Raw genomic sequence first — 26,631 nt, 5'->3', positions numbered from 1 at the left:
GCTTTTTTTATCTTGAACTATCAAGATAGAGCTGTTGATTGGCTGGGACGGCAGGACTCGAACCCGCGGATGTCGGGACCAAAACCCGATGCCTTACCAACTTGGCTACGTCCCAGCAGCAGCAACAAGAGCGTGTATAGTGAGGAGTGCTGATTCCGTCAAGCAAAAAATTAATTTATTTTATATTTGGCGGAAGTTAGCGGTCATTTTTAGCACGATAAAGTTTGCTGGTAAACTTTTGCTATGCTTATTGTGCTGAAATTAAATACTAATTATTCAAAAAATCGCTAAGGTATGATTTTACGCTAACAATATTTTATTTTCAGTGATATTTCAGAACGTTTGCACCATGCACTCACTTTTTTAACGCAATGCGTCAATATGGAGTGGCTTGTGACAATGAGGACATACAATGTGGGGGCTGCGTTTGTTTGCATCAAGTAGGGTGTATGTCCATGCGCCGGAACATTTTACATAGTCAACCAGAAGTACAAAACCACATGTGCAGAATCTTTTTTGCATGACAACCTCATTGTTTATAAAAGTTAACAGGCGGTGCCGAGTAAAAGCCAGTACAACTGGCTTAGATGGTAAACATCGAGCGGAGCGAGAATAGTATTTGAAGGAAGCAGGCTTCCTTTGTCCGGAAACGTAAATATTAATAGTCTCTTGCAGACCAGACAACTCGTCCTATGACACGAAAGGAGAGTAGCTCGTCTCCTTGGATTTCAACTGGAGAATAGGCAGGGTTATCACTCATAAGTGTGACTTTATCAGGCCCCGCCGCAACTCGCTTTACCATGATGGAGTCATCAAATCCAACAGCATAGATAATGTCCGGTCTGATGGTGGTCTGGGATTGGTCAACAAGAACAGTGTCTCCCTGACAGATGAAAGGCTCCATACTGTCCCCAATGACATCCATGAGTACCATTGCAGACGGAGTGCCTTTTTGTGCCAGCCACGATTCTTTGAAGATGTGCTCTTCCACCGGAGTTGCTTCAACTTCAAAAGAGCCGTCACCTGCACAGAGAGTGGCGAGCACTTTAGGGACAGTAAATGAAGTTGTGCCCTGAGACTGTGGAAGTGGCTGTGCTTCTGGAGCGCCTTCTCCGAATTCAAGCCAGTCTACAGATAAACAAAAGGAGCGGGATAGAGCCAGAACCCACTTTTGTGGAATAGAATTTCTTCGTTTTGCCTGCGTAATGGCTGAGCGGTTAACTCCTAAGGCATTGGCAAGGTCGTGCTGTGTCGCAATATCTGTTGCTTGTTGAACACGTTGAAAAAAAGTGTAGAAGTCGATCATAGTTCTCTCTGTATATTGAATAAATAATCTTGCCGTATCGATGTTTATATTTATAAACATACCGCGCGGGAAGCACAACGAAAAAAAGTGCAAATGCAGTTTGTGACAAAAAAGCGCCCCTTTAAAAAAGGGGCGCGTAAGTATGCGATCGGGGGTATACCGCTGCATAACTATCTGTTCAATCTGTTTACGGCATTTCAACAAAGTACTCTTTGCTGACTGCGTCAGGCATTCCGAAGTATTTACTTTTAGCAGTAACTTTCATTCGGTAAAGAGAGGATATTTCAGTCGGACAAATACTGGTGTCAAATCTACCACTGTTACTGATGAGACCCAGTTCACCCGGGGTAAATACAAATTCTTCATCAGATTTGAATGGACAGGTCGGGCAGTCAGCTTCTTCACCAGCTTTTTGAAGTTCAATAAGCACTTCGTCAACATTGGTCACGTTGCCATTAATGTCACCGGTGACATTAATACATGGAGGCTGTACAGATGTTTTAATTGAAGCCCATCTAAAATTATCTGAAGTACTGGCTGGCGTCGGGTCACTTTTAAAGCCGCATGCTGTCAAAGCCATCAGCAAAATAGAGGCAGCTGTAATACATATAAGGCGCTTATTCGGCGTCATTTCTTTCTCCCCACAAGAGTTTCCACTCTGTAAGTTGTTTTAAAGCATCCATTGGAGTGATATTATCAGTATCAAGGTCTTTAAGAGCTGTCACCAGAGGGTGATCTATCGGCTCTGTATTTACCGGTGGTGTTTTTGCCGGTTTTTTCTTTACCGGTGCTTCTGGAATACCCGGAAGTAAGCTGGTTATTGCTGCAGCAGTCTGCGTTTGACTTGAACCTTGGGAATTACTTTCGAGCAGTGCCAGAATTTCCTTTGCTCTTTTTACAACGTTAGCAGGTACACCAGCAAGATTGGCTACTTCAATACCGTAACTTCTGTCAGAAGGCCCCGGAACAAGGCGGCGTAAAAAGACAATTTCGCCTCCCCATTCTTTGATGGCAATGTTCATATTATGAACGCCGACGATCTTTCCTTCCAGTGCAGTCAACTCATGATAGTGAGTGGCAAATAAGGTACGGATTCCTTCAGACTTTCTGCAAAGCTCTTCAACAACAGCCCATGCTAATGAAAGGCCGTCAAAGGTCGATGTCCCGCGTCCGATTTCATCAAGAATAATCAGGCTGCGTTTTGTAGCCTGCCGGAGTATTCGGGCTGTTTCCATCATTTCAACCATAAAGGTTGATTGACCTTGAGCAAGGTTGTCTGAGGCACCGACTCTGGAGAACACCCTGTCAGCAATACCGATATTTGCTTCACGCGCAGGAACAAAAGATCCCATTTGTGCCATGATACAAATGATAGCCATCTGTCTGAGCACTGTAGATTTACCAGCCATGTTCGGGCCGGTAATAAGGAGAAGCTTTCGTTTGTTATCTACGCGCAGGTCGTTTGGAATAAAATTAGAACTTCCCTGAACTGCCTCAACAACAGGATGGCGTCCATCTTTGATAGAAATATGTGTTTCACTGTGCAGTGCCGGACGTGCCCAGTTCCATTTGCGTGCCGCTTCCGCAAGACTTTGCCAGTAGTCCAGTCCTGCCAGAAGATCGGCCATAAACAGCAGGCGTGAACGGGCTTCTGCCATGGTGTCACGCATCTTCTGGAACAGTTTATATTCCAGACTCTTTCTCTTATCTGTTGCTGCGAGAAGCTTTTCTTCCAACTCTTTTAGCTTTGGCGTTGTGTACCGCTCGGAGTTGGCTAGTGTCTGACGACGAACAAAATATTCAGGCACATCGGCAACAGAGCCTTTAGGCACATCGAAGAAATAGCCAAATACACGGTTGTACTTGAGCTTCATCTTCTGGATGCCGGTGGCTTTTTGCTCTTCCTGAAGTAATTCTTCAAGTTTTGACTCTCCATGTTCACTTAATTCGATAAGCTCATTAAGCTCGTCATGGAACCCGTGTTTAAACAAACCGCCTTCGGTTATCAGGTGCGGAGGATTGTCTACAAAGGCTTTTTCTAAAAGCTCGTGGTAGTCAGCAAGGTCGTCCCAGTGCTTAAGCACATTACTGAGCCATGGCGGGAGCGTAAGTTGTTGCTCTTCATCCATGGTCGTATACTGGGAGTCCGTTTCTACTGCCTCCAGCACGCCACGCACAACAGGCAGTGTGCCTATGCTTTGACGTAATGCTACAAAATCTTTTGGAGCAGCGCGGTTTAACTGAATACGGGTACTCAGGCGTTCCAGATCATATACAAGATCAAGAGCGGAGCGAATTTCGCTGCGCAGGCTGTCATGTTCAAAGAAATATGCAACAGCATTTTGCGTTTCCAGAATAGGGGCAGGGTCCCGCCATGGATGGCGCATGCGTTCCGCAAGCAGACGCCCCCCCATAGGAGTCAAGGTATGATCTAAGACCTGCCAGAGCGTACCAAGACCTTTTCTGCCATCGAGAGTTCTGAAAAGTTCAAGGTTACGTTCTGTAATATCATCGAGAATAAGATGTTTTGACAGGTTCAACGGCTTAAAGCGTGAAAGGTGCGTCAGATCACTTTTTTGGGTTTGCTTCAGGTATGTAAGAAGGGCACCGCAGGAGCGCACCAGTTCATTGCTTTTTTCAAGTCCAAGAACAGCAAGGTCTGCAATGTTCTGTGATTCTAAAATTTTTTCTGAGCTGCGTTTTGTATCAAAAAAAGCTTTTGCAGGCTTGCTGAGTACAATGGTCTCGTTTAGCGCAAAAGAGGGCGGTGGGGTAATGTCATCTGGAATAATGAGCTCGCGAGGAGTCATCTTTTGCGCCCACTGCCAAAGGTCTGCCTGTTTTTTGAGCTGCATGCCAGACCAGTCGCCAGTTGAGTAGTCTACCCATGCAAGAGCACCGCTGTTTGCTTTAGCATCCCAGCAAAGAGCGCCGAGGAAGTTATGTCCCTTGGCTACAAGGTTAACATCTTCAACGACAGTACCCGGGGTTAAAATACGTTTTACTTCACGCTTTACCAGCCCCTTTGCCTCTCTCGGGTCTTCTACCTGCTCGCATATTGCCACGTTGTGTCCCTTGGCGAGGAGCTTGGGAAGGTAGGTCTCTACGGCATGGTACGGCACACCGCACATAGGGATGCGAAACTCTGAGTTCGAGCTGCTTCTGCTGGTAAGCGTAATCTGAAGATCACGTGCTGCTACTTCAGCATCTTCAAAGAAAAGTTCATAAAAATCCCCCATTCTGTAAAACAGAAGGCAGTGGGGATACTGGTCTTTGATATGAAGGTACTGCTCCATCATAGGAGTCAGCTTTGTGGGGCGGTTTGCAGTCATTATATATTAAGGTGTCAGATTGTTTGTATAACCGGCGGCAGGATGCCTGATCGTATTCAGTCTGTATAAGGTAAAAAATGGCGTTGCCAAAAGACAACGCCATATTCTGAAACAAGGTATACAGTATCTTCAGAAAAAATTAGTCCTGAAGATGAATTCTGAACGCTGCAGTGTGCCAGTTTCGGCATTTCGGGCAGCTGTAGAATGTTTCAAGTCGTCTGATGCCGCAATGGCTGCAGACAAAGCGTTTAACATTGTCGATTTGATTTACAAAGAAGCCAAGCTGCGTTTTGAAAACAGGTGACAATGGCTGTTCATTCATTGCAAGGCTGAGCAATTCCATCCGTGCTGCCCAAAAGTTCGGGTTGAGCACCATAGTTTTGGCAAGCCATGCATTAGCTTCTTCGATATTTCCAGCCTGAAGATGGAAGCGTGCGCAATAATACTGCAGGATGATATCCGGCTCTTGTGTATCGAGTACCTCTGTCACCATTTTGCAAATACCAGTGACAAAGTCTTCGCCACAAGATGCTGCGTAATTTTCTAACGAAGCATAAATATGTTCCAGCATTAAAAAGCGCATGCTTGGAGTAATGTGCGCAAGCCCGTCCTTGAGTATGGAATTGCACTTACGCAGCTCACAGCTTTGTGCAGCAAGAGTGAACTTGGCAATCCAGGCTTCGACTGAGCCTTTGTAGATACGAAGAGCTTTTGAATACGCTTTCTTCGCATCACTAGGGTTTCCATTTGCGAGAAACTCGTCACCGTGCATCACCATGTAGTGCGACTGGCCGATTCTGTGACCAAGTTTGCCGTACAAGCTTGATGCATCCAGAAAGTTACCCACTTCTGCATACAGCACTGCAAGCGATTGAAGGATTTCTTCCGTATCACCGGCAATTTTTCTTGCACGCTCAAAGGATTGCAGTGCTCTGTCCATGAAGCCGCCACGGCGGTAATCATGTCCGAGCTCAAGGAAAGCTCGAACACGAAATTCTTGATCAAGTCCGGGGCGTGCTATCAGGTTGTTTCGCAATTGCACGGCACGTTCAATATCACCTTGAGCACGGTAAAGGTTGCCAAGGGCAATGTAGATCTCGACGGCATCGGGATCATTTCGGACTGCACGGGACAGTTCGGCAATCGTTTCTTTGGTATCACGCTCGCCATGCGGTGTTTCAAGTGCAGTAAGAACAGGTTTCCGCTTCGCAGGAATCAGTCGACTCAGCATGGACATTAGCTGCCCTCCGTAAGTTACGCTTACGCCTCTGTGGCTTTTTCCGGAGTACCTTCAGATTCTGGTTCAATCTCAGGCAGATTTGCTTTCTCATCAAGAGGGTTAGTGCGGAGTGCATTTACTTCTTTTTCAAGTTTTTTGATCTGACGGCGAGCCTTACGTACGGCGGAACCAAGACGCACACGTTCAAGAATGAAGAAGAAGGTAACTGCGAAGGCACCAAAAACAAAAGCGCCAAGAATGAGGAAGTAAATAGGAAGAGGAATGGTTTCCCAGGAGTGGTACAGCAGATCAATTTTCAGGGTAATTGCCTGAGACAGCTCTGCGGTATTCTGCTGGAAGAACACCATAAAGAGGAAAAATACAACAACTAGCAAAAGCACCTTAATAAAACGCATAGACTACTCCTTATTACACACCCTGAGGCAGGGTATCAAAACTCGGTTTCAATTTAGCATAAGTACTCTGAAGATGCTCAGAGATTAGCCGGACATCTGCGAATGTCGCCATGAAAGAAGAATCACCGTCCCAGCGTGGAACAATGTGATAATGGAGATGTTCACGGATGCCAGCACCAGCGGAAGTGCCGAGATTGAGACCAATATTGATCCCGGTTGGGTTAAATGTTTTTTTTATGATCGTGGTGGATAGTTGCAGCAAGTCCATCAGTTCATGCGTCACATCGGCAGCAAGTTTGGTAATGCAGTTGGTATGTTCATACGGCATAACCATAATGTGACCCACATTGTATGGATATTTATTCATGATAATGAAGTTTTTTTCGCCACGGTACAAGATAAGGCGTTCTTCATCTTCATCTGTGTGTTCAGGAATGCAAAATACACATGTATCAGGTTTGGGGCCCAGAATATAATCAATGCGCCAAGGCGCCCACATATGTTGCATAGTACGTCCTAATTTCTTTCAGAATGAGTCGGGAAAAGGCGTAGTACAGTTGCAATGGCTTCTTCGGCAGAAGCAACGGGAATAACTCCGTCCAAATCGTTCCAGCGTCCAATAGAAATAACAGTTTTGCCGGTTTTCATAGCCAGCGCAATTTCTGATAGTGTTCCCCATTCACCGTCCACTGCAATAGCAGCAGCTGCATTGCCTATAACAAGCGCATTGCGCATGTTGCCAAGTCCGGTTGCTACAGGAATTGTAACAAATGGGTTGGCGGCTGCAAGTTCTGTTTCCGGCAGAATGCCAATGCTGATGCCGTTTCCGGCATTGCATCCCTTGCAGGCGGCCTCCATAACACCGCCCAGTCCTCCGCAAACGATGTCGTATCCGTTTTGAGCAAGTAACAGACCAACTTCATAGGCAGTTTTTCCAGCTAACTCAGAGCAAGTTCCTGCTCCAATAATTGCGATGCGGGTTCGGTGCTTATGCATGATGAATGGTAGATTCCTATCATTATTATCCCTTGCCGATTTACACGGGATGCGGCGGAAGGGCAAGACGAAGGTTGCAAAAAGAGTATGCAAAATGTTGCAGTTAGTAACCTACGTCCTATTTTTTCAGGCTAACTGTCTATTATTGCCTAGCTTTTAACATGCGGTATGCAAAGTCAAGTTGCTCCTGTCTTGTATTCACCTTGTCATCAAGTTTAGCAAAAAGTGTTTTACGCAGTACTTCACCATAGGCAGGCCCCGGGGGGAAGCCGAGCAACTGCAGATCCTCACCGGATATATCCAGTGTGGTGTTGCGCAGGTATGCAAGGTAATGAGAAATATTTTTCTTAACTGTTTCTGATTTTGTTCTGGCCATCATGTAAAGCACACCTTCCAACGGGATGGGTGACAGCATCTTGTACAACTGACTGAATGCTTCTGGTCGAATTTTACCAAGCAGGTTGATTGTGGATTTTACTGTACTGCGCAGTGTCATGAACTCGTTATGCTGGCTTGCGGTAAGGTGCAGTCGTTCCAGAACTGATTCCACCTCTTCTTGCTTGGATGCAGAGGTAAGCCCAAGCAGGTAAATGATCCACGCTTCGGGGTATGGTTTAGTGTAGAGCATGCGGTACCACTCAAGCACTTTCTCTATTTCTTTAAGCAAATGGCTTTTAGCAGGAGTCAGCTTAAGACTTGGATGGATTGCCTCAAGAACCGCAAATTCCTGCATTCGAAGTAACGACTGGTATGGGCTGACTTCATTAAATATTAGCTGAAGTTCGTGGAAGATGCGGGTGCCGCTCAGTTTGGTAATCAGCTTTAAGTGCAATGCGTTCTTAATGAGTTTTGTGGTCTGTGGCCCGATGGTAAATTCAAATCTGGTTTCAAAGCGAATCGCGCGGAGAATTCGTGTAGGATCTTCTACAAAGCTTAATGAATGGAGCACGCGAATAAGTTTGTCGCGAATATCTTTTTGCGCTCCGAAAAAATCTATGAGTTTGCCGAAGTTGTCATGACTTAGCTGGATGGCAAGCGCGTTGATAGTGAAGTCCCTGCGGTATAAATCCATTTTTATGGATGAAAGTTCAACTGTAGGTAAAGAAGCAGGCTGTTCGTAGTATTCAAGGCGTGCTGTAGCAACATCCAAGCGCTCTTCTTCTCCGGCTGCATTTATATATATAATGATAGCAGTTTTGAACTTCTTATGCTGCCGGACTCTGCCGCCAAGCTGATGAGCCAGTTTGTAGGCAAAGGCGATGCCGTCTCCTTCTACAACCAGATCTAAATCAAGATTTTTTCTTCCGAGCAACAAGTCGCGTACAAAACCCCCGACAACATACACCGCAACATTTAGTCTGTTCCCAAGTTCTCCTGCCATAGTCAGTAGCTCAAAATGGTGTTCCGGCAGCCGCTCTTTCAATAAGGTTCGGACATTACGTTCTTTGGTTTTATCCGTGAATAATTTGTCCGGTACGCGTGAGGGTTCTTCCACAAGAGTATTGATAAGGTCAGTACGGGTGATGACTCCCATGAGGCGGGTTCCCATAACAACAGGAACAAGTCTTTGCCGTTTACCTACAATAATTTCCATCACAGGGTACAAGTCGTCTTCTGGTTCCACGGTCTGGAACTTTCGGGTCATGTAGGTGCTTACAGGAGCATCACCAAGGCCATGCGAGCAGGCTCGTACTGCTGTCTGGTATTCAAGATAGCCACTCACGACCGGATTTTCCTCACTTTCCAGCAGAGGAATTGCTTTGAGGCCAAAGCGGTTCATGATGGATTCGGCATGACATATAGAGACCGTTTCGTATTCAGAAATAGCAGGAGCCGTCATATGCTCACGCACGGTTTTTTCATGATGAATCGAAGAGTAGAGGAGGCCGAACAGTTCGTCCTTAACTTCAGACAGAGGTTTATTTTTTACGGAAGCAGATGCTGCAAAGTTGTGTCCGCCGCCCCCCAGAGACTGGCAGACTTGTCCTACATTTACAGAGTGTATTTTGCTTCTGGCAACAACTTGAACTCTGTCATTCATACGGCAAAGTGCAAAGAGGACTTTGACTTGCTGCATGTCGATCATTTTATGCGCAAGTAGGGCAAAATCGCGTACGTAATGTGAAACAGATGTTTCTGCAATGACAACAGGGATTCCGTTAATTTCGTGCGTTGTCGCCGACTCGAGCAGGCTGTTTAATATAGATATCTGCTCAACAGTCAGGTCTCTGGTTGTCAGCTCAGAAATAGTATTAAGATCCATCCCTTTTGACTTAAGCCAGCCGGCTGCTTCGAAATCGTATTCAGTTGTGGAACTGAATGTGAAAGCGCCGGTATCTTCATAGATGCCCAGTCCAAACATCGTTGCTTCTTCGGAAGATACAGCAAGATCTTTCTCTTTAATTAAAAGAGTAATGATGGTCGCAGTAGAACCCCATGGTTTAACAACAGAATGCGTTGCTGGAAGGTCGTCATCTGAATCCGGATGGTGGTCATACAGGTGTATTTCCAAATCAGGATTTTCAAGTGCCGGAGCTACATGCGTTGTGCGACTTCGTTGTCGTGTGTCAACAATGACCAAAGTCTTTACAGTGGAAAAATCTATGTCTTTTGCATCCTTGAAGTTGAACAGGTAGGTTGCGCTTTCAATGAAGAAATTACGCAAGTTTGATTCTTGAGAACCAGGAAAGACAAGAACAGGATTTTCGTAGAGTTTGCTGGCTGCTACGATAGCTGCAAGGCAATCAAAGTCCGCATTGGCGTGGCCAGTAACAAGGACAGGAGCTGGGATAAGTTTTTTTTGTGTAGCAGTCACGGTTAGATCATCCTTGAGCGCGGGTGAAATTGCTTATGAATTTGTCTGAGTCTGTCCGCTTGAACATGTGTATAGATTTCTGTTGCAGAGATGTCTGCATGACCTAACAGAAGCTGGACAGTGCGAAGGTCAGCTCCACCATCCAATAAATGTGTCGCAAATGAGTGTCTGAATGTATGCGGGGAAACGCTTTTGTGCACCTCTGCTTTTAAGACATACCGCTGCACAAGTTTCCATATGGCTTGTCGGGTAAGGCCTTTGCCGGATCTGTTAAGAAAGACATAATCTTCAATGGGCGCAAAGTGCGGTCGCCAGTCGCGCATATATAGCTGAAGGATTTGCATAGCGGCATTGTGCATAGGCACTACGCGATCTTTTGAACCTTTTCCGTGTACACGAAGAAGGCCGCTTTGGAGATCCAGATCAATGGGCTTTAAGGTGACACACTCAGTTACTCGCAGGCCAGAAGCGTATAAGAGCTCTAGAATAGCGCGATCACGGAAGCCGAGCTTTTTTTTCATATCCGGTTGTTCAAGTATTGCTTGAACTTCTTCAACGGAAAGAACATCCGGCAATGTTTTGGGAAGCTTGGGGTTTTCCAGATACTGTACGGGGTTGGCGTTGAGATAGTTTTCATCAAAGCAATATTGAAAGAACCCTCGGAGTGCTGAGAGGTGTCGTGCAAGACTTCGGCTGTTTAAGCCACCTCTGCGAAGATGCATAATGTATAAAAAAATGGATTGGTCTGTGACATCTTCAACATTGAATTTTTTTTCTTCGAGAAAAAGCAAAAAACTGCGCAAATCTGTTTCATATGACGTGAGGGTATTTTCAGAAAGTCCACGTGTTACCAGCAGGAACTGGAGGTAGCTGTCAACGTACGGATGACTGACAGGTTGCGAGTCTAAGGGCTGCGTGTTCATAGTGTTTGCCTGTAATTAAAGGAAGTATCCCAGAATATATTTACCTGAAATGAGCAGGATAAATGTAAGAAGCATTAGTTTGAGTGTCGTAGCCGGAACATATTTTTGGCACAAAGCGCCCATGTACATTCCACCAAATCCGCCTATACCGAACAGTATGCCCAAAAGGTAGTCCGGTGCAATTGCTTGCGACGGGTATATGTAGGCAAGCAGCTGATATATTCCTACACCGGCAATTGATGTGACAAATGTGCCCATGAGGCATGCTCCGGCGACAGTATATATAGGGAGGCCAAAAAAAGTAATGAAAAAAGGTGCGATTATAGCACCGCCGCCTATGCCGTAAATGCCTCCAATGATTCCCACAATGAATGTCATGACAAAAATGCTGAAAGTCGGGACAGTGTACTGTTCTCCGCCATATGAATAAGAGATTTTTTTAAGGGAAAATGATTGTGACGTTATGACACCGATTGGCTGTTGTTCTCTTTTTTTTGAATAGATGGATTTGAACAGTCTGAAACCTACATAGAGCAGGACGCTCCCTACGAACAGTTTGAAGTCGCTTGTGTCTGGCAAATAGCTAATGCGGATAACAGCCCCGATAAGAACTCCGGGCAGTGTCCCCGCGATGACAGCCCACGTCAGCGGCCAGACCATTCTGCCTTCGCAAATGTATCTGAAAACCCCACTTGGGATTGCTATAATATTAAAGAGTTGATTGGTCGCGCTTACAGAAGGTGTTGTGTAGCCGAGTACGGACATTTGAAAAGGGAGAAGGAGAAAAGCCCCGGAAAGCCCGCTCATTGAAGTGAAGAAAGATATCACAAATGAAACAACTGGTGGGAGCAGGGGGTGGATTTCGATCCCAGACACAGGAAACAGCATAATATCTCCAGCGTTCGTGTAGAAGGTTCCATGGTTTATGGGATAGGTATAAAGATATTATACTATTCTCCGATGAGTGTACAATGTGCTAAATATAAGAATACGGAATATGTTTTTGCAATATACAATTGTTATGCTAAGTAAGACATGAAAATTTTTTTTTTATATAACTTTTGTGTAATGATATAGATCGATATCGAGCTAGTTATAGTTTTACTATTGAGAGTGTCACTCTTTTTTTAGGTTTTAGTAAGGGGAAATAGTATGTGGAACTCTAAAAAAATTCAATATCTGTCTCTTGGCGGATTGTTGATTCAAATTGCTTGTGGTGCTTTTTTATTTAGCACAACAGGGTCGCTGTCAGCCAGTTATATAATCTCTGCTTTGTTAACGATATCTGTTTTTTTTGTATTGTATGTTACTTCTTCATATATTGATCAAGATAGCATCAAACTTCAAAAATATATTTCTGAAATTTTACAAGATAAATTCGAAACTTCTCCACCGAAAGTATATTCAAAAAGTGATGTCCTTAATGCAACAATAGAATTAGTGCAAAAGTTGAAACGGGACAAAGGAGTACTTCTTGGAGTTGTTAATGGTCTTCCTGTTCCTTACCTACTGGTAGATAGAGAAGAAAGAGCATTATTTACGAATAGGGAATGTATGAAGATGCTGGAGATTGATGAGACTCCGGAATCCCAGCTTGGCAATACACTCGGAGAAATTTTTTATAACGATAAGAGTCGTGAAACTGCTGTTGGTAAGGCCATGAATGAAGGCAAAGTCTTCAGAAATCTTGAAGTTACCATCAACGGCCATAAAGGCGGTCAACGCCATGTTCTTGCTAATGTCTTTGCTTTGCATGACTTGGACGGGGAATGTGTTGGCGGGCTTTGTCTGTATCTTGATATGACAAAGCTGAAGGAGCATGAGGAAGAGCTTGTTAAGCAGCACGAACTGATAGCAGATTCCGCAGAAAAAGTTGCTGTTATCACTGAGCGATTAACTACTTCATGTGCTGAGATTTCAACTCAGGTTGAAGAGTCGCATAAGCTCTCTATCACCCAGCAAGACGGAACAACCGATGTTGCAACAGCCATGGAACAGATGAATGCTTCCGTTCTTGATGTTGCCCGAAGTGCTAATGACGCTTCTACACTGGCGGAATCAACCCGCGGTAGCGCTACTGAAGGCGTTACGGTTGTGCAGCAGGCTCGAAGCGTTATTACGAGAGTTCATGAGCATGCAACCGAGCTTAAAAGCGATATGCATGAGCTTGGCGGCCATGCTGAATCAATCGGTGATATCATTAATGTTATTAATGACATTGCAGACCAGACAAACTTGCTTGCATTGAACGCGGCTATTGAGGCGGCTCGTGCGGGTGAGGCTGGCAGAGGGTTTGCTGTTGTAGCTGATGAAGTACGTAAGCTTGCTGAAAAAACTATGCAGGCGACCACAGAAGTGGGCAGGGCGGTTGATGCTATTCAGCTGAGCGCTGAAAAATCAATTACGTCAACGGAATCAGTTTCTCATGCGATTGACGAAAACACACGACTGTCAGCAGATTCTGCTAAAATGCTCGATACTATTGTCGAGATGGCAAATCAAACTGCAGACAGGGTGCATGAAATTGCTTCCGCTGCTGAAGAGCAATCAGCAGCGAGTGACCAGATTTCTGCAGCAGCTACACAGATCAACGGACTGGCTGGCGAAAACACAGCAGCCATGAACGAGTCTTCAATTGCAGTTAACGAAGTTGCCAGACTGGCATCTGAGCTTATGACGCTCGTTACGGAATTGCGAGATATAAAATAGAATAGGTTGCAACCGCAGCGTACTTTAATCCTTGTAGAATGTAGATGAATCGTAGCCTGGGAGGAATCCCGGGCTACTGGTTTGTTGACCGATAATCATTCTCAAGGTATATACACGTAAGCGTAAAGCTTTTTGATACTGTTAAGTAAGGAACAGAGCTTATGGCAGAGCTCTTTTTTCCCGACCGGTAACGGGATGATATACCCTAAGGAGAATGCAAAGCTATGGCAGAGTTCAAGCTTGCTGACCGTTTGGCCGCAGTGCCACCATATCTGTTTGCACAGATTGATAAAGTTAAGGCTGAAGTAGCCGCCCGTGGTGTTGACATTATTAGTCTCGGAATTGGCGATCCGGACACCCCTACACCACAATTTGTTCTTGATGCCATGCGCACAGCGCTGGATGATGCGGCTAACCACCAGTATCCTTCATACGTCGGCATGAAAGAGTACCGTACCGCAGTTTCTGACTGGTATAAAACTCGTTTCGATGTTGATCTTGATGCTGATAATGAAGTGGTAAGTCTTATTGGCTCTAAAGAGGGCATTGCACACTTCCCGCTTGCATTTGTAAACCCGGGTGACCTTGTACTTGTTTGTACTCCTAACTATCCGGTGTACGGAATTGCAACCGAGTTTGCTGGTGGTACAGTTCAGTATGTACCATTGCTGGAAGATAATTCCTTCCTTCCTGACCTTGATGCGATTGATGAAGCAACTTGGGAAAAAGCTAAAGCGATTTTCATCAACTACCCGAACAACCCGACTGCAGCGACTGCAGATGAATCGTTCTACAGAAAGTTGATTGATATTGCGAAAGCTCACAACGTAATTATCGTCGCAGATGCAGCTTACACTGAAATCTACTACGATGATGCCAACAAGCCGCTTTCTATTCTTGAAGTTGAAGGTGGTAAGGACGTTGCGATTGAGTTTAACTCATTATCCAAACCATACAACATGACCGGTTGGCGTGTTGGTATGGCATGTGGTAACGAGCAGCTTGTTCGTGGTCTTGGCAAAATTAAGGAAAATGTTGATTCCGGTATTTTCCAGGCAGTGCAGCTTGCAGGCATTGCAGCACTTCGTGATGGCGAACCTTTTGTTGCAGGTCTTCGTGATATGTACAAAGGACGTCGCGACCTCGTAGTAAATGCGTTGCAGAAAGCTGGTATCAAGTGCAATATTCCTGATGCGACATTCTACGTTTGGTCACATGTTCCGGATGGATACACATCTTCTGAGTTTGTAACTAAAGTTCTTGAAGAGACAGGCGTAGTTCTTACACCGGGTAATGGCTTCGGCGCACCGGGTGAAGGGTACTTCCGTATCTCTCTTACAGTAAATGATGAGCGTCTCGAGGAGGCGGTATCTCGAATTCAGAAACTGTAGTCGCATACATCTGCCTTGGTTCAAACATGGGCGACACCGATGTCAATCTGGCTAACGCTGTGAAAGCGATTGATTCTCTTGAAGGCGTATCTGTTACGAAATGTTCATCAATTTTTCGTACAGAACCTCAAGAGAAAAAAGATCAATCATGGTTTGTGAATCAGGTTGTATCTGTGTCTTGTTCAGAGTATGTAACTGCACATGGCCTTTTAAACAGCTTGCTGAACATTGAAAATACACTTGGCAGAATTCGCGAAGAACGGTTCGGCCCACGTGTAATTGATTTGGATGTGTTGCTGTTTGGCAATGAAGTAATTGAATCGGAAGACCTGATTGTACCGCATCCGCGTATGACGGAAAGGGCTTTTGTGCTTGTTCCGTTACAAGAGATTGCGCCTCAGTTGCATTTTCCAGACGGAAGGGGGCTTGCAGAAGTTCTCGGCAATCTGGAATACAAGGTAGACGCTGGTCAGATCTGGCAATAATTTATCGTAAGGGAGAGCTTGAGTGATTAAATGGGTAGTTCTTTTAGTTTGCGGCTGGCTGCTTTTTAAACTTGTTACTAATGACAGCAAGAAGAAAGCAGATAAAAAACAGAAAGATATGGAAAAAAAAGTTGCTACTGGAGACATGGTTAAAGATCCTGTCTGTGGAGCCTTTGTTTCTCTGGATGAGGAAATACGTGTCCGTGACGGAGAAACTATCCATCGTTTTTGCAGCTATGAATGCAGAGACAAGTTTTTAGCCCGACTTGAAGACTCAGGCCGAGCAATCTCTAAGGAAGAGCCAGCTGATTAGCCAGCTATAGAATCTATGAACCGGAAGTCGTAAGGCTTCCGGTTTTTCTTTTTGGGAAAAATGGTTGGCTTGGGAAAAGTTATTCATCTAGTTTCAACCGATTTTAACTCATGACGTTTGTCGTTTTTTGTATTGGGACATTTTCAAAAGGGCTTTCTTGATGTTTTCCAGACAGTCAATTTTTTAAAAAAAGGTAGATCACCCCAAAAGGCTCTGAGGTGAGCCTAGATTAATTTTTAGTTGATTCGTGAGGTATGAATCATTTGATTCGAGAAAAGATTGGAAAATAGTCGAGGAAGAGATTTGAAAAATATTGATCCAGTCAGAAGAGTAATAGGTAAAATCAGGAACGAATTTAATGTCTCATAATGTATATTATGTTAACTTTTATAAAATTAAGCTCTTCTATTTCAGGTAATTACGTGTTTGTGGATAACTGTGAAACAATCGATAACCGTCTTGTTATAGATTTCTTCTTTAACGCCGTTTTAAGGCTTTTTTTATAAAAACTTAAGACACGGCCACGGCAATATAAAAAAGATGTGTGTGGATGTGGTTCTACGCTGCTCATCACATGAGAAAAGGAATTTCTTAAACGTACAGTTCCAGAATTTTCTTTCTGTTTTTTATGGTTCCTAGGCTTCGTTATCATTTCTAGGCAGATAAAGTCATTAGGCTTTGGCTGTGTCTTCCATCTATTGTGCATCCCGTTCAACAATGAACGTATACCCACCCTGTTCATTGCGGACGCGGATAAGGAATGTTGGTAACACAATAACCGTCTTGCTAGTGATTGTTTCTTGAGAGGAGATGAATGAAAAAACTAGAGACGTAAGACAAAGCCACAGTCCAGTAAAAACGTAACACGCGGCAGCAGTAAAGAAAAAAGCATGTTTCAGGGTGCCGCCTTTCATCATTAATTAAAAATATAACCCGACGCTCATCACCTATTTCATCTCGCAAGCGCTGAATTGCTCTAGTCATCATATTTTGATTAGTGACCACATAACGACTTCCATAATTGAGTAAGTATATAACTAAATACTCGCCACCTATTTCATCTTGTAAGCGCTGTCTTAATATGCGGCCATGATCTTGATGTATTTTTGCTGCCTCTTTCGACGGAAAAGATGAAGCCAGTGGATACAGTACTCGTGTCGCTTGAAACTCTCTATCCCAATCGTGAATATCACGTCTTAATTCATCTGAAATATTTAAATCAACAGTTTCACGACAGCCTCCCTCTTTGACTATTAATACAGAATTCCTCCCATAATGGGCATTCAGTAATATTACTGCTTTGTCATATTGGTAATTTCGCTGCTTATAATCTTGATGCCATTCAGCTCCATCAACAACTAAGTACTCATCACCTAGTTCTTCCTGCAAACACTGCTTTAATATGTAACCACGGTTTCTATGTTTTTGTTCAGCGTCTTTCGACGAAAAAGATGAGTCTGGTGGATAAGGCGCTAGCGTCGCCTGAAACTCTTCATCCCAATCTTCAATATTACGGATTAACTCATCTGAAACATTCAATTCAGCAGCTTCAATGTAGAGAGAACAGCCATTCTCTTTGAGTATCGTTACAGGACTTTCCATATATTGCACGTCCAGTCTTACTAATAGCTTTTTCATAACACCCTATATTGAAAGAAATCCTTGAACGGATAGTTCAAGGATTTCTTTGTGGTTTCTAGGCTTCGTTATCATTTCTCGGCAGGATAAAGTCACCAGGTTTCGGCTGTGTCTTCCATCTATTGTGCATCCAGAACCACTGTTCAGGATATCTTCGAATAACTCGTTCGACCGCATCTGTGTAGAATCGGGTAATCTGCTGAAGTTTTTCTTCGCGTGTACCTTCAAGTTCTTCAGTGTTTAAAGGTCGTTCAACAATGAACGTATACCCACCCTGTTCATTGCGGACAAGGAATGTTGGTAGCACAATAGCCTTGCCTCTAAGCGCCAGAAATGCGGGGCCGGAGTTTACAGCCGCGGTTTCTCCTAAAAAGTCCGTAAACATGGCTTCTTTTCGCTTTGTGTTATGATCTACAAGAAAGGCTGCAATCCCTTTTTTCTTGAGTGATCGTAAAACACCAAATACTGCATTACGATGGGATAATACAGACGCGCCACGAGCACCTCTGAGTTTGAAAATGAGTTTGTTGAGGTTTTCATTTTTATTCGTGCGAACAACGACAAGTGGCTGCGCTTCACGGCCAACACTTCCAATTTCGCCTAACAGGCCCGCCATGACCTCCCAGGCTCCCATATGTGCTGTAGTCGCTATTACCGGCCCATCAATCGCTACAAATGCATCAAGAGCATTTTCGGAACCTTCAATGATGCATTCTTCAATGAATTTCTTATCCACTTGAGGAACAATGAAAATTTCTAAAAAAGACCTGCAGTTATGCATAAAACTTTTCTTTGCAATAACCGCAGCTTCATTATGGGAAACACCTAAATGACGCTGAATTGAGTCAATCGCGAGCTTTCTTCGCTTGGGAAGACTATTCCACATAACGGTGCCAAGTGCACAACCAAGTACTTTTGAGCTGTGCACAGTCATCTTTGTCCCAAGTGTGTAAATTGCTGAATATATTGGGTTCACGGCGTATCTCTAAAGTAAAGCTTTAAGTTTGTCTTCTAAACGCAGGCGTTCATTTTCCAAGTACTCATTACCAAGTTCCCCTTCGGCAAGATCATATGGCTCACCAAAGACAATTTTAATCTTTGAAAATGGTAAAGGCACTTGAAATTTATCCCACGCTTTCTGGAATACGTATGAATTTGACATACCGATCCGGATGGGAACCATTTTAGCATTGCTGCGGTGTGCAAGGAATACTGCACCCTCTTTAGCTACGTGTCGCGGCCCCCTAGGGCCGTCTACAGTGATGCAGCCAAGATAATGGGATTTTTTCATTGTTCTTGCCACTCGCAGGAGCGCTTTTACGCCCCCGCGTGAACTTGAACCACGGCTGGTCAATAGCCCCAGCTTTTCAAGCACCTGTGCAAGGATTTCACCATCTGAGCTTTGGCTGACAACAGCTATAATCTGTAGATTTCTCCGAACATGCATCAATGGAAAAAGCTCGTCATGCCATAAGCAGGTCACCATCGGGGTGCCGGCATCCCATAGCTCATCCAGTTTTTCACGCCCTATTTCTTCAAACCGGAGCGTTCTGCACCAGACTTTGTACAGGTGATACAAAGTTGAAGAAATGAGCGGGATAGGTAACGGGATTTTCACTAAAGAAGCTCCTCGTGGCTTTCAAACTGCAATGTGTACAGACGCTGGTACAGCGAGCTGTTTGCAAGCAGGGACTCATGTGTGCCCTCGTCTACAACTGCACCATTTTTCATAACCAGAATTCTATCTGCTGTAATGATTGTAGACAGACGATGCGCAATAACAAGACTTGTACGGTCTTTCATCAGGTTTTCCAGCGCCTGCTGAACCACTTTTTCAGACTCAGAATCAAGTGCACTTGTGGCTTCGTCAAGAATAAGAAGCGGCGCGTCTTTCAGCAATGCACGAGCAATGGTAAGGCGCTGTTTCTGGCCGCCAGAGAGGCGTACTCCGCGCTCGCCCACCACAGTGTCGTATCCATTCGGGAATTCGCTGATAAACTCATGCGCAAACGCAGCTTTTGCCGCATTTTCAATTGCTTCTTTGCTGCATCCTTCAGATGAGTACGCAATGTTGTCTGCGATTGTGGTGTCAAAAAGGAAGGCATCCTGAGAAACGATTGCAACATTTTTACGCAGTGACTTTAATGTCAGGCTTCTGGAATCGATGCCGTTGATTAAAATTTGTCCTTCCTGCTGCTCGTAGAATCGGGGAACAAGGTTTACAAAGGTTGTTTTACCTGCGCCACTTGGGCCAACAATGGCAACCTTTTCACCTTCTTTAATGTTGATGTTGATGTTTTTAAGAGCTGGCTGTCCTGTTTTATCATAACTGAAGGTCACATCGTTGAAAGAAACTTCATGTACTTCTTCAAGTATCTGTGTTCCGTCTTGCTCCACTACAATTTCTGGTGAATCAAGAATTTCAAAGACACGCTCTGCTCCGGCAAGAGCTTTCTGGAGTGAGTTGTTTGCTGAAGTCAACTCTTTTACCGGGTCGTACAGCATTACAAGCGCTGCAACAAATGAGAAGAATGTACCCGCAGTCTGCTGACCTGCAATAACCTGTGAGCCGCCGTACCAGATTACAAGTCCGATACCGGTAGCACCAATGAGTTCCATGATCGGGGAAGACATTTGGCCTACGATGGTCTGCTTCAGAGCAAGGCGGGCAATTCGGCTGTTTTCGACACGGAAACCTGCCTTTTCGCCCTCTTCGTTAGCAAATGCCTTTACGACACGGATACCACTGAATTTTTCTTGAAGAAAAATAGTCATGGCAGAGATGAGAACTTGGTTTTTCTTACCAAGTTTGCGGAGTTTTCTTCCAAAATGGATGAATGGGAATAGTGCTAACGGCAATACTAGTACTGCCCAAGTTGCCAGATATGGGTCTTGGTAAAAAACAACAAACAATAGAGCAACCATGGTAAGGAACTGGCGTATCCCCTTCACAACTGCTGGAAGACTTCCGCGGATTTCTGCAACGTCATTAACTACGCGTGACATAAGCATGCCGACTTGCTGTTCTTCATAGAACTTGAGCGGAAGACAGATGATTTTATCGAAAAGTTCGTTACGAAGCTGTTCCAGCACTTTAAGACCACAGAATGTCATAAAGTAGTTCTGTGAGTATCTACCGGCACCTTTTGCTAATACGAGAAGAAAGTAAGCAAAAGGAATCAGCATTAAGTATTCACTGTTTTTGTTGATGAAAATATCATCCAGCGCTGGCTTAATAAGGTAGGCTGATGCCCCTGTCGTTGCGGCCACTACTGCCATTGCGATGAGAGAGATGAGGATGGACATTTTGTACGGCGCAAAGTATTTGAGCGTACGTTTTAAGAGTTTGACACTGTTTTTCGGCAGTTTTTTAAATTTCGCCATAAGTCGGGTTTCTCCACAGTAGGCTTATATTTGAATATTCAATAGTTTTACGTAAACTATATTGCTTTTTTCGATTTGACGGCTTGCGAGTCTGCGTATCTATTAGTAAGAGGAGGCTCGCTATGAGTGTTATTGAACTAAATTGTCTTTCCCTGTCCTGTCCTCAGCCTGTTATCCAGTGCAAAAATTTGATTGAACAAGATGCGCCGTCAGCATTTACTATACTCGTAGATAACGATGCTGCAAGAGATAACGTAGTACGGTTCCTTTCTTCAAGGGAATATTCTGCGGAATCGGAGCAAATTGAAGGCGGCTGGCGTATTATAGCCAGTGCTTCAGGCGTTCAGCCATGCGAGATTTTAACGGATGACGAACTGAGCTCTGTGGACAGCAGTATTTGTGTATTCATTACGTCTGCTGTGATAGGCAGAGGTGATGACGAGCTTGGTGCTAAGTTAATGAAAAACTTCTTAGCTACGTTGCCAGAACTTGGCAAGTCTTTGTGGCGTATTGTAATGGTCAATGGTGCTGTTACCCTCGCCACAGAGGATAGTCATGTTTTGGAAGAATTAAAAGCCCTTGAAACAGCCGGTGTTGATATTCTGGTTTGTGGAACATGTCTTGATCATTTTTCACTGCTGGATAAGAAGGCTGTGGGCGAAACTACAAATATGCTGGATATCGTAACCAGCATGCAGGTAGCTGCAAAAGTTATACGACCATAATATATGTCAGAAAAAAATAGAAAATTTTCGTCTCAAGAGACAGAAGACCGACGCGGACGTCGGACTGGCTTTGGTAATCGTTCCGAACGAAACCAATCAGGCAATGCTACAGATCGTCGTGACGACGAGCGAGCTCCAAAACAGCGCAAAGAGCGTTCCTACTTTGACAGTAAGGGTAATTACAAAGGTCGCCCTATTGACGATGGAGACGGGAACGGACGCCGTAACTCCTATAACGATCTGCCATCACGTTCTTCTTCCAAAAGGGATAATCCCCGTCGGGATGACAAGCGTGATGAGCGCCGTGGTTCCCGTGACTTTACTCCACGTGGTGACTCTGATCGTAAACCTCAACGCGGTGGATATCAGGGTCGTCCTGTAGAGCGCGCTGAACGTAATGAAAATCCACGTAGAGAATTTGGTGGAAGACCTGAACGTTCTGATTCTCGCCGTCATGAAAGAAGATACCGTGATGGTGACAGCGATAACCGTGGTCGCGTTGATTCGCGCGAGCGCGGCGAACCGCGTGAACGTACTGAACGCTCAGGTTCTCGTCCACAGCGTGGAGGCTACCAAGGTCGCCCTGTAGAACGTGATGAAACTAAACGCCGTGAGTTTAGTGGAAGATCGGAGCACAGCGGCTCACATCGTAAAGATTCTAAGTTCCAAGGTGAAGATCGTCGACGTGAATATTCTGATCGCCGTGACTCCCGCCGTTCTTTTGATAATGATGACAGACGCTCTTCCGGTGTTAAGCGCGGATTTGATCGCAACGATCGTTCTGGTCGTCCGCAACGTGAAAAACGAGACGGTAACGAAGCTTTTAGTAGACGTCCAAAACGTCACAACTCAAATGAAGAGCGGGCTCCACGTGAAAATCGTTCAGATTCTCGCGGAAAGCAGATGCGCTCTCCTCGTCCTCAGAAAAAAACGGTGTTACCGGCAAAGCCGAGTATTCCAAATCTTGATGAACCGTTGCGCATTAACAAAGCATTGGCTTTTGCCGGTGTATGTTCCCGCAGAGCAGCAGATGATTTGATTGCTCAGGGTGTTGTGTTTGTGAATGGTGAAAAAATTGAGGAGCCGGGAGTAAAAATTATTCCGAATACTGATGTGCTGGAAGTGAATGCAGAACGTGTATCCTTCACTACAGAAAAAGTTGAGCCACTATACCTGTTGCTCAATAAGCCGGTGCAAACAGTCTGTACAGCTAACGACCCTGAAGGTCGCCCTACTGTTCTGGATATTATTCCTGAAAAATTTAAGGGAAAACGAATTTTTCCGGTTGGCAGGCTCGACTTTTTTTCAACGGGGCTCCTGATCCTGACTAATGACGGTGAGCTGACCCACAGACTTACTCATCCTAAGTGGCACCAGAATAAAGTTTATCGTGTCCGTGTTCGTGGTGAAGTTTCTGAACAGGATTTGGAAAAGTTCCGCAAGGGAATGACGTTGGAAGAAGGTGAAAAGCTTGCGCCTGTTGAATGTAAGATTCTTGCGCATGACGAAGGAAACACTCGTGTTGAGATGGTGCTGACTCAAGGTATTAACCGTCAAATCCGTCGTATGTTCCGCGACATCGGGCTTACTATTTTGAACCTTCACCGTGTTAAGATTGGACCTATTCAAATTGGTGAGCTTGGCAAAGGCGAAAGCCGTGAGCTTACACAGGAAGAACTTGCGTTGTTGTATGAAGCAACCGGTCTGACTCAAAAATAGGGACTGCTAAATCTATAATAAAAAAAACGAGTGGGAATTTCCCACTCGTTTTTTTTATTTCTTGGTGTTGTCTTCTACATCCACCCCTTCAGGCGGAGTGAAGTCAAAAACGGAATCATTTACGGGTTTATTAAACTCTACGTTTTTAAATGAAATGTCATTTATGTTGCCATAAAAATCGACAATTCTAAGTCGAGTGATAACTCCGTTTTCATCATTAATCCAGATAGTTGCTTCTGTCAGGTTTGCGGTTGGCTCTTTCGGGACAAGCAAGTAACTGCCCTTCTCTTCTCCGTCTTCAACAAAAAAATCGTTCTCCACGTTTGACTCACCAAGCAAAAAGCGCAATGCATTCTGGCTTTCGTCAGCGAGATCAAGCGGATACTTGTACACAACTTCTTCATCTTTTAGGTAGTTCCAAACAGCAGTTTTGTTGACAACGAGCAGCTCGCTGGAAGGTCTGTTTGTTACCCAGCGCACCAGTTGCGGGCGCTTGATAACGAAACTTCCCGTTCTGACTTCTTTGCTGCCGCTATCTTTGTGGATAAGGGTTTGAACAAAGTTTGCCGTTATTGTTTCTGCCTTGCCATATGATTGAGCCAATGTCTCTATCCCTGCATTTGCAAATCCTGCAGACAAGCACAACAAGCAAAGTGTCAGCAGAGACGTGGTAATTTTTTGATTCATATATTTTTTCCTATAATTATCCTGTTGGTTGCTCTTTCTTGGCAAGCACAGCACGTGGCTTGCTGCCATCTGCCGGCCCTACTATGCCATCCTGCTCCATCTGCTCGACAAAACGGGCTGCTTTATTGAAGCCGATTCGGAAGCGGCGTTGGATGAGAGAAATAGAAGCCTTGCCGTTTTCAATAACAAAAGCAACACATTCTCCATATAACGGGTCATCAGCTGTTCCTGAGTTACCGTTACCGCCGCCTGTAAAGGAACCGGACAGGTTGCCGTTGCCTTCTGTGGCCCATTCCACAAAGTCGACTTTGTAAGAAGGAGGCAGCTGTTTTTTCCAATGGGAAACTACAGCGCTGACATCTTCATCACTTACGAAGGCACCGTGCATTCGGGTAAGTCTACCCCCGCCAGGTTTAAATAACATATCACCCTTGCCAAGCAAATGCTCTGCACCAACTGTATCAAGAATCGTGCGGGAATCATGTTTGCCGGTAACCTGAAACGAGATTCGACACGGGAAGTTTGCTTTAATTAATCCGGTAACAACATCAACACTTGGGCGCTGGGTAGCAAGAATGAGATGAATCCCTGCGGCACGCGCAAGCTGTGCAAGGCGGACAATGCTGGTTTCCACTTCTTTTGCAGCTGTGAGCATGAGGTCCGCCAGCTCATCAATGATGATTACAAGATATGGGATTGGTTGAAGGTCAGCCAGATTTTCCGGCCTATCGTCACCCATTTGTTTAAGTTTTGTGTTGTAGCTTATGACATTACGAACGCCCATGCGTGACATGGCTTCGTATCGTTTGTCCATTTCATGAACAGCCCAGTCCAAGGCATTTTTAGCCTGTGACATATCAGTCACTACCGGATGAACCAGATGTGGTAAGTCTGCGTAGACTGCAAGTTCAATACGTTTTGGGTCAATGAGCAGAAGCTGCAAAGATTCCGGAGTGGTTTTAAAAAGAAGGCTCATCAACACAGAGTTGATAAACACACTTTTACCCTGACCTGTTGCACCCGCAACAAGCAAGTGCGGCATTTTTGCAAGGTCAGAAGTGAACGGAATACCGGAAATATCTTTGCCGATGGCCAGTGTCAGAGGATCTTTGGAGCTGATAAATGTATCAGATGCAAACAGCTCCTTGAGTGACACTAATTCACGTATTTCATTTGGAATCTCAATGCCTACAGTATCTTTTCCGGGAATAGGTGCTTGAATTCGTACAGATACCGCACTCAGTGCCATAGCGATGTCGTTAGACAAGTTGGCAATTTTGCTAACCTTTACTCCGGGTGCAGGCTTGACTTCAAACATAGTGACCACTGGCCCAGGGGTGATGCGTTGTAATTCACCCTGAACATTGAAGTCTTCGAGGCACTCCATAACAAGGCGCCCTTTTGTTTCCAGAACTTCGCGAGGCGTTTTTTCTATGTCATCATCATTAGCGGTAAACAAATCAAGAACTGGAAGTGATACCTTCCGGCGCGGCTTGCTTACGCGTTTGCCTTGTGCAAAGTCAAGATCATCTTCAAAAGGATTTCCGTCACCAATAAGAGACGCTTCATCGCCAGTAGCCCTGATAGGGTCATCGATTATGACTGAACTGAATTGGTCTGGGCTTGCTGAATCCATAGAAGCAATTTCATCCCAGATTTCTGGTTTGTAGTCTTCTTCTGGTAAATCCAGTGCCGGTAAAGCAGGAGTTAACTCTTCTTTTTTCTTACTGAAAAGTGATCGTCGAGCTTTTTTCTCTTTGCTTACCTCAATAGCTTTTTTGGCTTTTGGCTTTGTTTTTGTAGTAATTTTCTTTTTAAGTACAGGTGCCTTTATGTTTCCAAGGTGTTTATGTAACCATGCAAACATGCCTTCCCATGTGCCGCCCATGACAAGCTGGATGGCGCACAGGGTGAAAAATGTCCAAAGAAGAGTGCTGCCTACAGGGCGCAGGTAATACCATCCCACACCGAAAAGAATATCACCGAGCAGACCGCCGCCGTGGATTTCTCCAAGGCTCATCGGGACTGCGGAACTGAGTGAACTAAAGCAGATGCCTAAAAGAATTAGACCAGTCCAGCGCCACCATTCAATACAGATTTTGGCAAAAAAACAGCGGATACCTGAAGCAAGAAAGCCGAGAGCTAATAGGTATGAGGCAAGACCGAACATGTCGACAAGTAGTCCTGACAGATACGCTCCAAATAACCCTGCTGCGTTATGAATTGTTTTAGGCGAACTTACGATGTGGTTGAGGCTCGGGTCTGCCTGACTAAACGTAACCAGACTGATGGTGAGCAAGGTGCCCCAGAATGTGATAAATAAAGAGTAGAGTTCGCGTGTAATACGTTGCGTATTCGTAATACCATCCTCCAGTAGGATTCTTCATAGTAAAAAGCAAAAAAAGTATCAGACGGATTGTAACACAACCTAACATACCAGTTTGTCTACCGTCTGGTATCTATTGCTATACTGTAGTCATATTACGGGCTGCAATCAACAGCATATTTTTTCAACGTATTCATATGAACAACTTTTTTCACTTGTAAAAAGATATAAATAATAAGCATAAAAA

The 26,631-nt window shown here is 44.6% G+C and carries 22 protein-coding genes and 1 tRNA gene; 6 read left to right on the top strand and 17 right to left on the bottom strand.

Features of this window, described 5'->3' with window-relative positions; translation table 11 throughout:
* Positions 1-39: 39 nt before the first annotated feature.
* From SP90_RS15790 to SP90_RS15740, 11 genes are all read right to left on the bottom strand, one after another.
* Positions 40-115 (bottom strand) — tRNA-Gln (locus tag SP90_RS15790).
* A gap of 543 nt (positions 116-658) precedes the next feature.
* A complete protein-coding gene (locus tag SP90_RS15785) occupies positions 659-1,306 on the bottom strand; it encodes a LexA family transcriptional regulator (RefSeq protein ID WP_066858628.1) in 648 nt (215 codons plus the stop codon).
* A gap of 187 nt (positions 1,307-1,493) precedes the next feature.
* Positions 1,494-1,937: a hypothetical protein gene (locus tag SP90_RS15780; RefSeq protein WP_066858625.1), complete on the bottom strand. Its 444-nt coding sequence runs from the start codon at positions 1,935-1,937 to the stop codon at positions 1,494-1,496.
* A complete protein-coding gene (gene mutS, locus SP90_RS15775) occupies positions 1,924-4,638 on the bottom strand; it encodes a DNA mismatch repair protein MutS (RefSeq protein ID WP_066858622.1) in 2,715 nt (904 codons plus the stop codon). Before mutS ends, SP90_RS15780 begins: the two co-directional genes overlap by 14 nt.
* A gap of 139 nt (positions 4,639-4,777) precedes the next feature.
* On the bottom strand, positions 4,778-5,875 hold the full coding sequence (locus tag SP90_RS15770) for a tetratricopeptide repeat protein (protein WP_066858619.1): 1,098 nt from the start codon (positions 5,873-5,875) through the stop codon (positions 4,778-4,780).
* A gap of 23 nt (positions 5,876-5,898) precedes the next feature.
* Entirely contained in the window at positions 5,899-6,273 is a 375-nt protein-coding gene (locus tag SP90_RS15765) for a LapA family protein (protein WP_066858616.1), read from the bottom strand.
* Positions 6,274-6,286: 13 nt separating this feature from the next.
* On the bottom strand, positions 6,287-6,781 hold the full coding sequence (locus tag SP90_RS15760) for an HIT family protein (protein WP_066858613.1): 495 nt from the start codon (positions 6,779-6,781) through the stop codon (positions 6,287-6,289).
* 8 nt (positions 6,782-6,789) lie between these two features.
* Entirely contained in the window at positions 6,790-7,269 is a 480-nt protein-coding gene (locus SP90_RS15755; RefSeq protein WP_066858610.1) for a TIGR00725 family protein, read from the bottom strand.
* A gap of 142 nt (positions 7,270-7,411) precedes the next feature.
* On the bottom strand, positions 7,412-10,084 hold the full coding sequence (locus SP90_RS15750; RefSeq protein ID WP_066858607.1) for a CBS domain-containing protein: 2,673 nt from the start codon (positions 10,082-10,084) through the stop codon (positions 7,412-7,414).
* A gap of 2 nt (positions 10,085-10,086) precedes the next feature.
* Entirely contained in the window at positions 10,087-11,007 is a 921-nt protein-coding gene (gene xerD / locus SP90_RS15745) for a site-specific tyrosine recombinase XerD (protein ID WP_066858604.1), read from the bottom strand.
* A gap of 15 nt (positions 11,008-11,022) precedes the next feature.
* Positions 11,023-11,895 (bottom strand): sulfite exporter TauE/SafE family protein, encoded by an 873-nt coding sequence (locus SP90_RS15740; RefSeq protein WP_066858600.1) that lies wholly within the window; start codon positions 11,893-11,895, stop codon positions 11,023-11,025.
* A gap of 264 nt (positions 11,896-12,159) precedes the next feature.
* On the opposite strand from SP90_RS15740, the gene SP90_RS15735 reads away from it, so the two are divergent.
* The 4 genes from SP90_RS15735 (at position 12,160) to SP90_RS15720 (ending at position 15,905) form a co-directional block, all read left to right on the top strand.
* Positions 12,160-13,716 carry a methyl-accepting chemotaxis protein gene (locus SP90_RS15735; protein ID WP_082936499.1) on the top strand — a complete coding sequence of 519 codons (1,557 nt, stop codon included), beginning with the start codon at positions 12,160-12,162 and terminating at the stop codon, positions 13,714-13,716.
* 224 nt (positions 13,717-13,940) lie between these two features.
* Positions 13,941-15,107 (top strand): LL-diaminopimelate aminotransferase, encoded by a 1,167-nt coding sequence (locus SP90_RS15730; RefSeq protein WP_066858597.1) that lies wholly within the window; start codon positions 13,941-13,943, stop codon positions 15,105-15,107.
* Positions 15,086-15,592, top strand: a complete 507-nt coding sequence (gene folK, locus SP90_RS15725) for a 2-amino-4-hydroxy-6-hydroxymethyldihydropteridine diphosphokinase (RefSeq protein WP_269449368.1) — start codon at positions 15,086-15,088, stop codon at positions 15,590-15,592. The genes SP90_RS15730 and folK overlap by 22 nt, the downstream gene beginning before the upstream one ends.
* A gap of 22 nt (positions 15,593-15,614) precedes the next feature.
* On the top strand, positions 15,615-15,905 hold the full coding sequence (locus SP90_RS15720; protein WP_066858591.1) for a transcriptional regulator: 291 nt from the start codon (positions 15,615-15,617) through the stop codon (positions 15,903-15,905).
* 786 nt (positions 15,906-16,691) lie between these two features.
* On the opposite strand, the gene SP90_RS15715 is transcribed toward SP90_RS15720, so the two are convergent.
* The 4 genes from SP90_RS15715 to SP90_RS15700 all read right to left on the bottom strand — a co-directional run bounded on the left by SP90_RS15715 (position 16,692) and on the right by SP90_RS15700 (position 20,927).
* Positions 16,692-17,507: a hypothetical protein gene (locus SP90_RS15715; protein ID WP_157471364.1), complete on the bottom strand. Its 816-nt coding sequence runs from the start codon at positions 17,505-17,507 to the stop codon at positions 16,692-16,694.
* 94 nt (positions 17,508-17,601) lie between these two features.
* Positions 17,602-18,519 (bottom strand): lysophospholipid acyltransferase family protein, encoded by a 918-nt coding sequence (locus SP90_RS15710; protein WP_066858585.1) that lies wholly within the window; start codon positions 18,517-18,519, stop codon positions 17,602-17,604.
* 9 nt (positions 18,520-18,528) lie between these two features.
* Positions 18,529-19,161 (bottom strand): lysophospholipid acyltransferase family protein, encoded by a 633-nt coding sequence (locus SP90_RS15705; protein ID WP_157471362.1) that lies wholly within the window; start codon positions 19,159-19,161, stop codon positions 18,529-18,531.
* A complete protein-coding gene (locus SP90_RS15700; RefSeq protein ID WP_066858582.1) occupies positions 19,161-20,927 on the bottom strand; it encodes an ABC transporter ATP-binding protein in 1,767 nt (588 codons plus the stop codon). Before SP90_RS15700 ends, SP90_RS15705 begins: the two co-directional genes overlap by 1 nt.
* Before the next feature lie 122 nt (positions 20,928-21,049).
* Here SP90_RS15700 and yedF point away from each other — a divergent pair, with 122 nt between their 5' ends.
* The gene (gene yedF / locus SP90_RS15695; RefSeq protein ID WP_066858579.1) at positions 21,050-21,652 is read left to right on the top strand and encodes a sulfurtransferase-like selenium metabolism protein YedF; all 603 of its coding nucleotides are present in this window, start codon (positions 21,050-21,052) and stop codon (positions 21,650-21,652) included.
* 3 nt (positions 21,653-21,655) lie between these two features.
* Positions 21,656-23,371 (top strand): pseudouridine synthase, encoded by a 1,716-nt coding sequence (locus tag SP90_RS16845; RefSeq protein ID WP_231895581.1) that lies wholly within the window; start codon positions 21,656-21,658, stop codon positions 23,369-23,371.
* Between the two features lie 54 nt (positions 23,372-23,425).
* Here SP90_RS16845 and lolA read toward each other — a convergent pair whose 3' ends face one another.
* Positions 23,426-24,058, bottom strand: coding sequence for an outer membrane lipoprotein chaperone LolA (gene lolA / locus SP90_RS15685; protein WP_066858576.1), 633 nt, complete (start codon positions 24,056-24,058; stop codon positions 23,426-23,428).
* A 16-nt stretch (positions 24,059-24,074) separates the two neighbouring features.
* Complete coding sequence (locus SP90_RS15680; RefSeq protein ID WP_082936496.1) at positions 24,075-26,438, bottom strand: DNA translocase FtsK; 2,364 nt, start codon at positions 26,436-26,438, stop codon at positions 24,075-24,077.
* Positions 26,439-26,631: the final 193 nt, after the last annotated feature.

Source organism: Halodesulfovibrio spirochaetisodalis, from assembly GCF_001672295.1.
GTDB classification, from domain to species: domain Bacteria; phylum Desulfobacterota; class Desulfovibrionia; order Desulfovibrionales; family Desulfovibrionaceae; genus Halodesulfovibrio; species Halodesulfovibrio spirochaetisodalis.
Note: the sequence above shows the minus strand (reverse complement) of the source record. Positions and strands in the feature narration are given on the sequence as shown.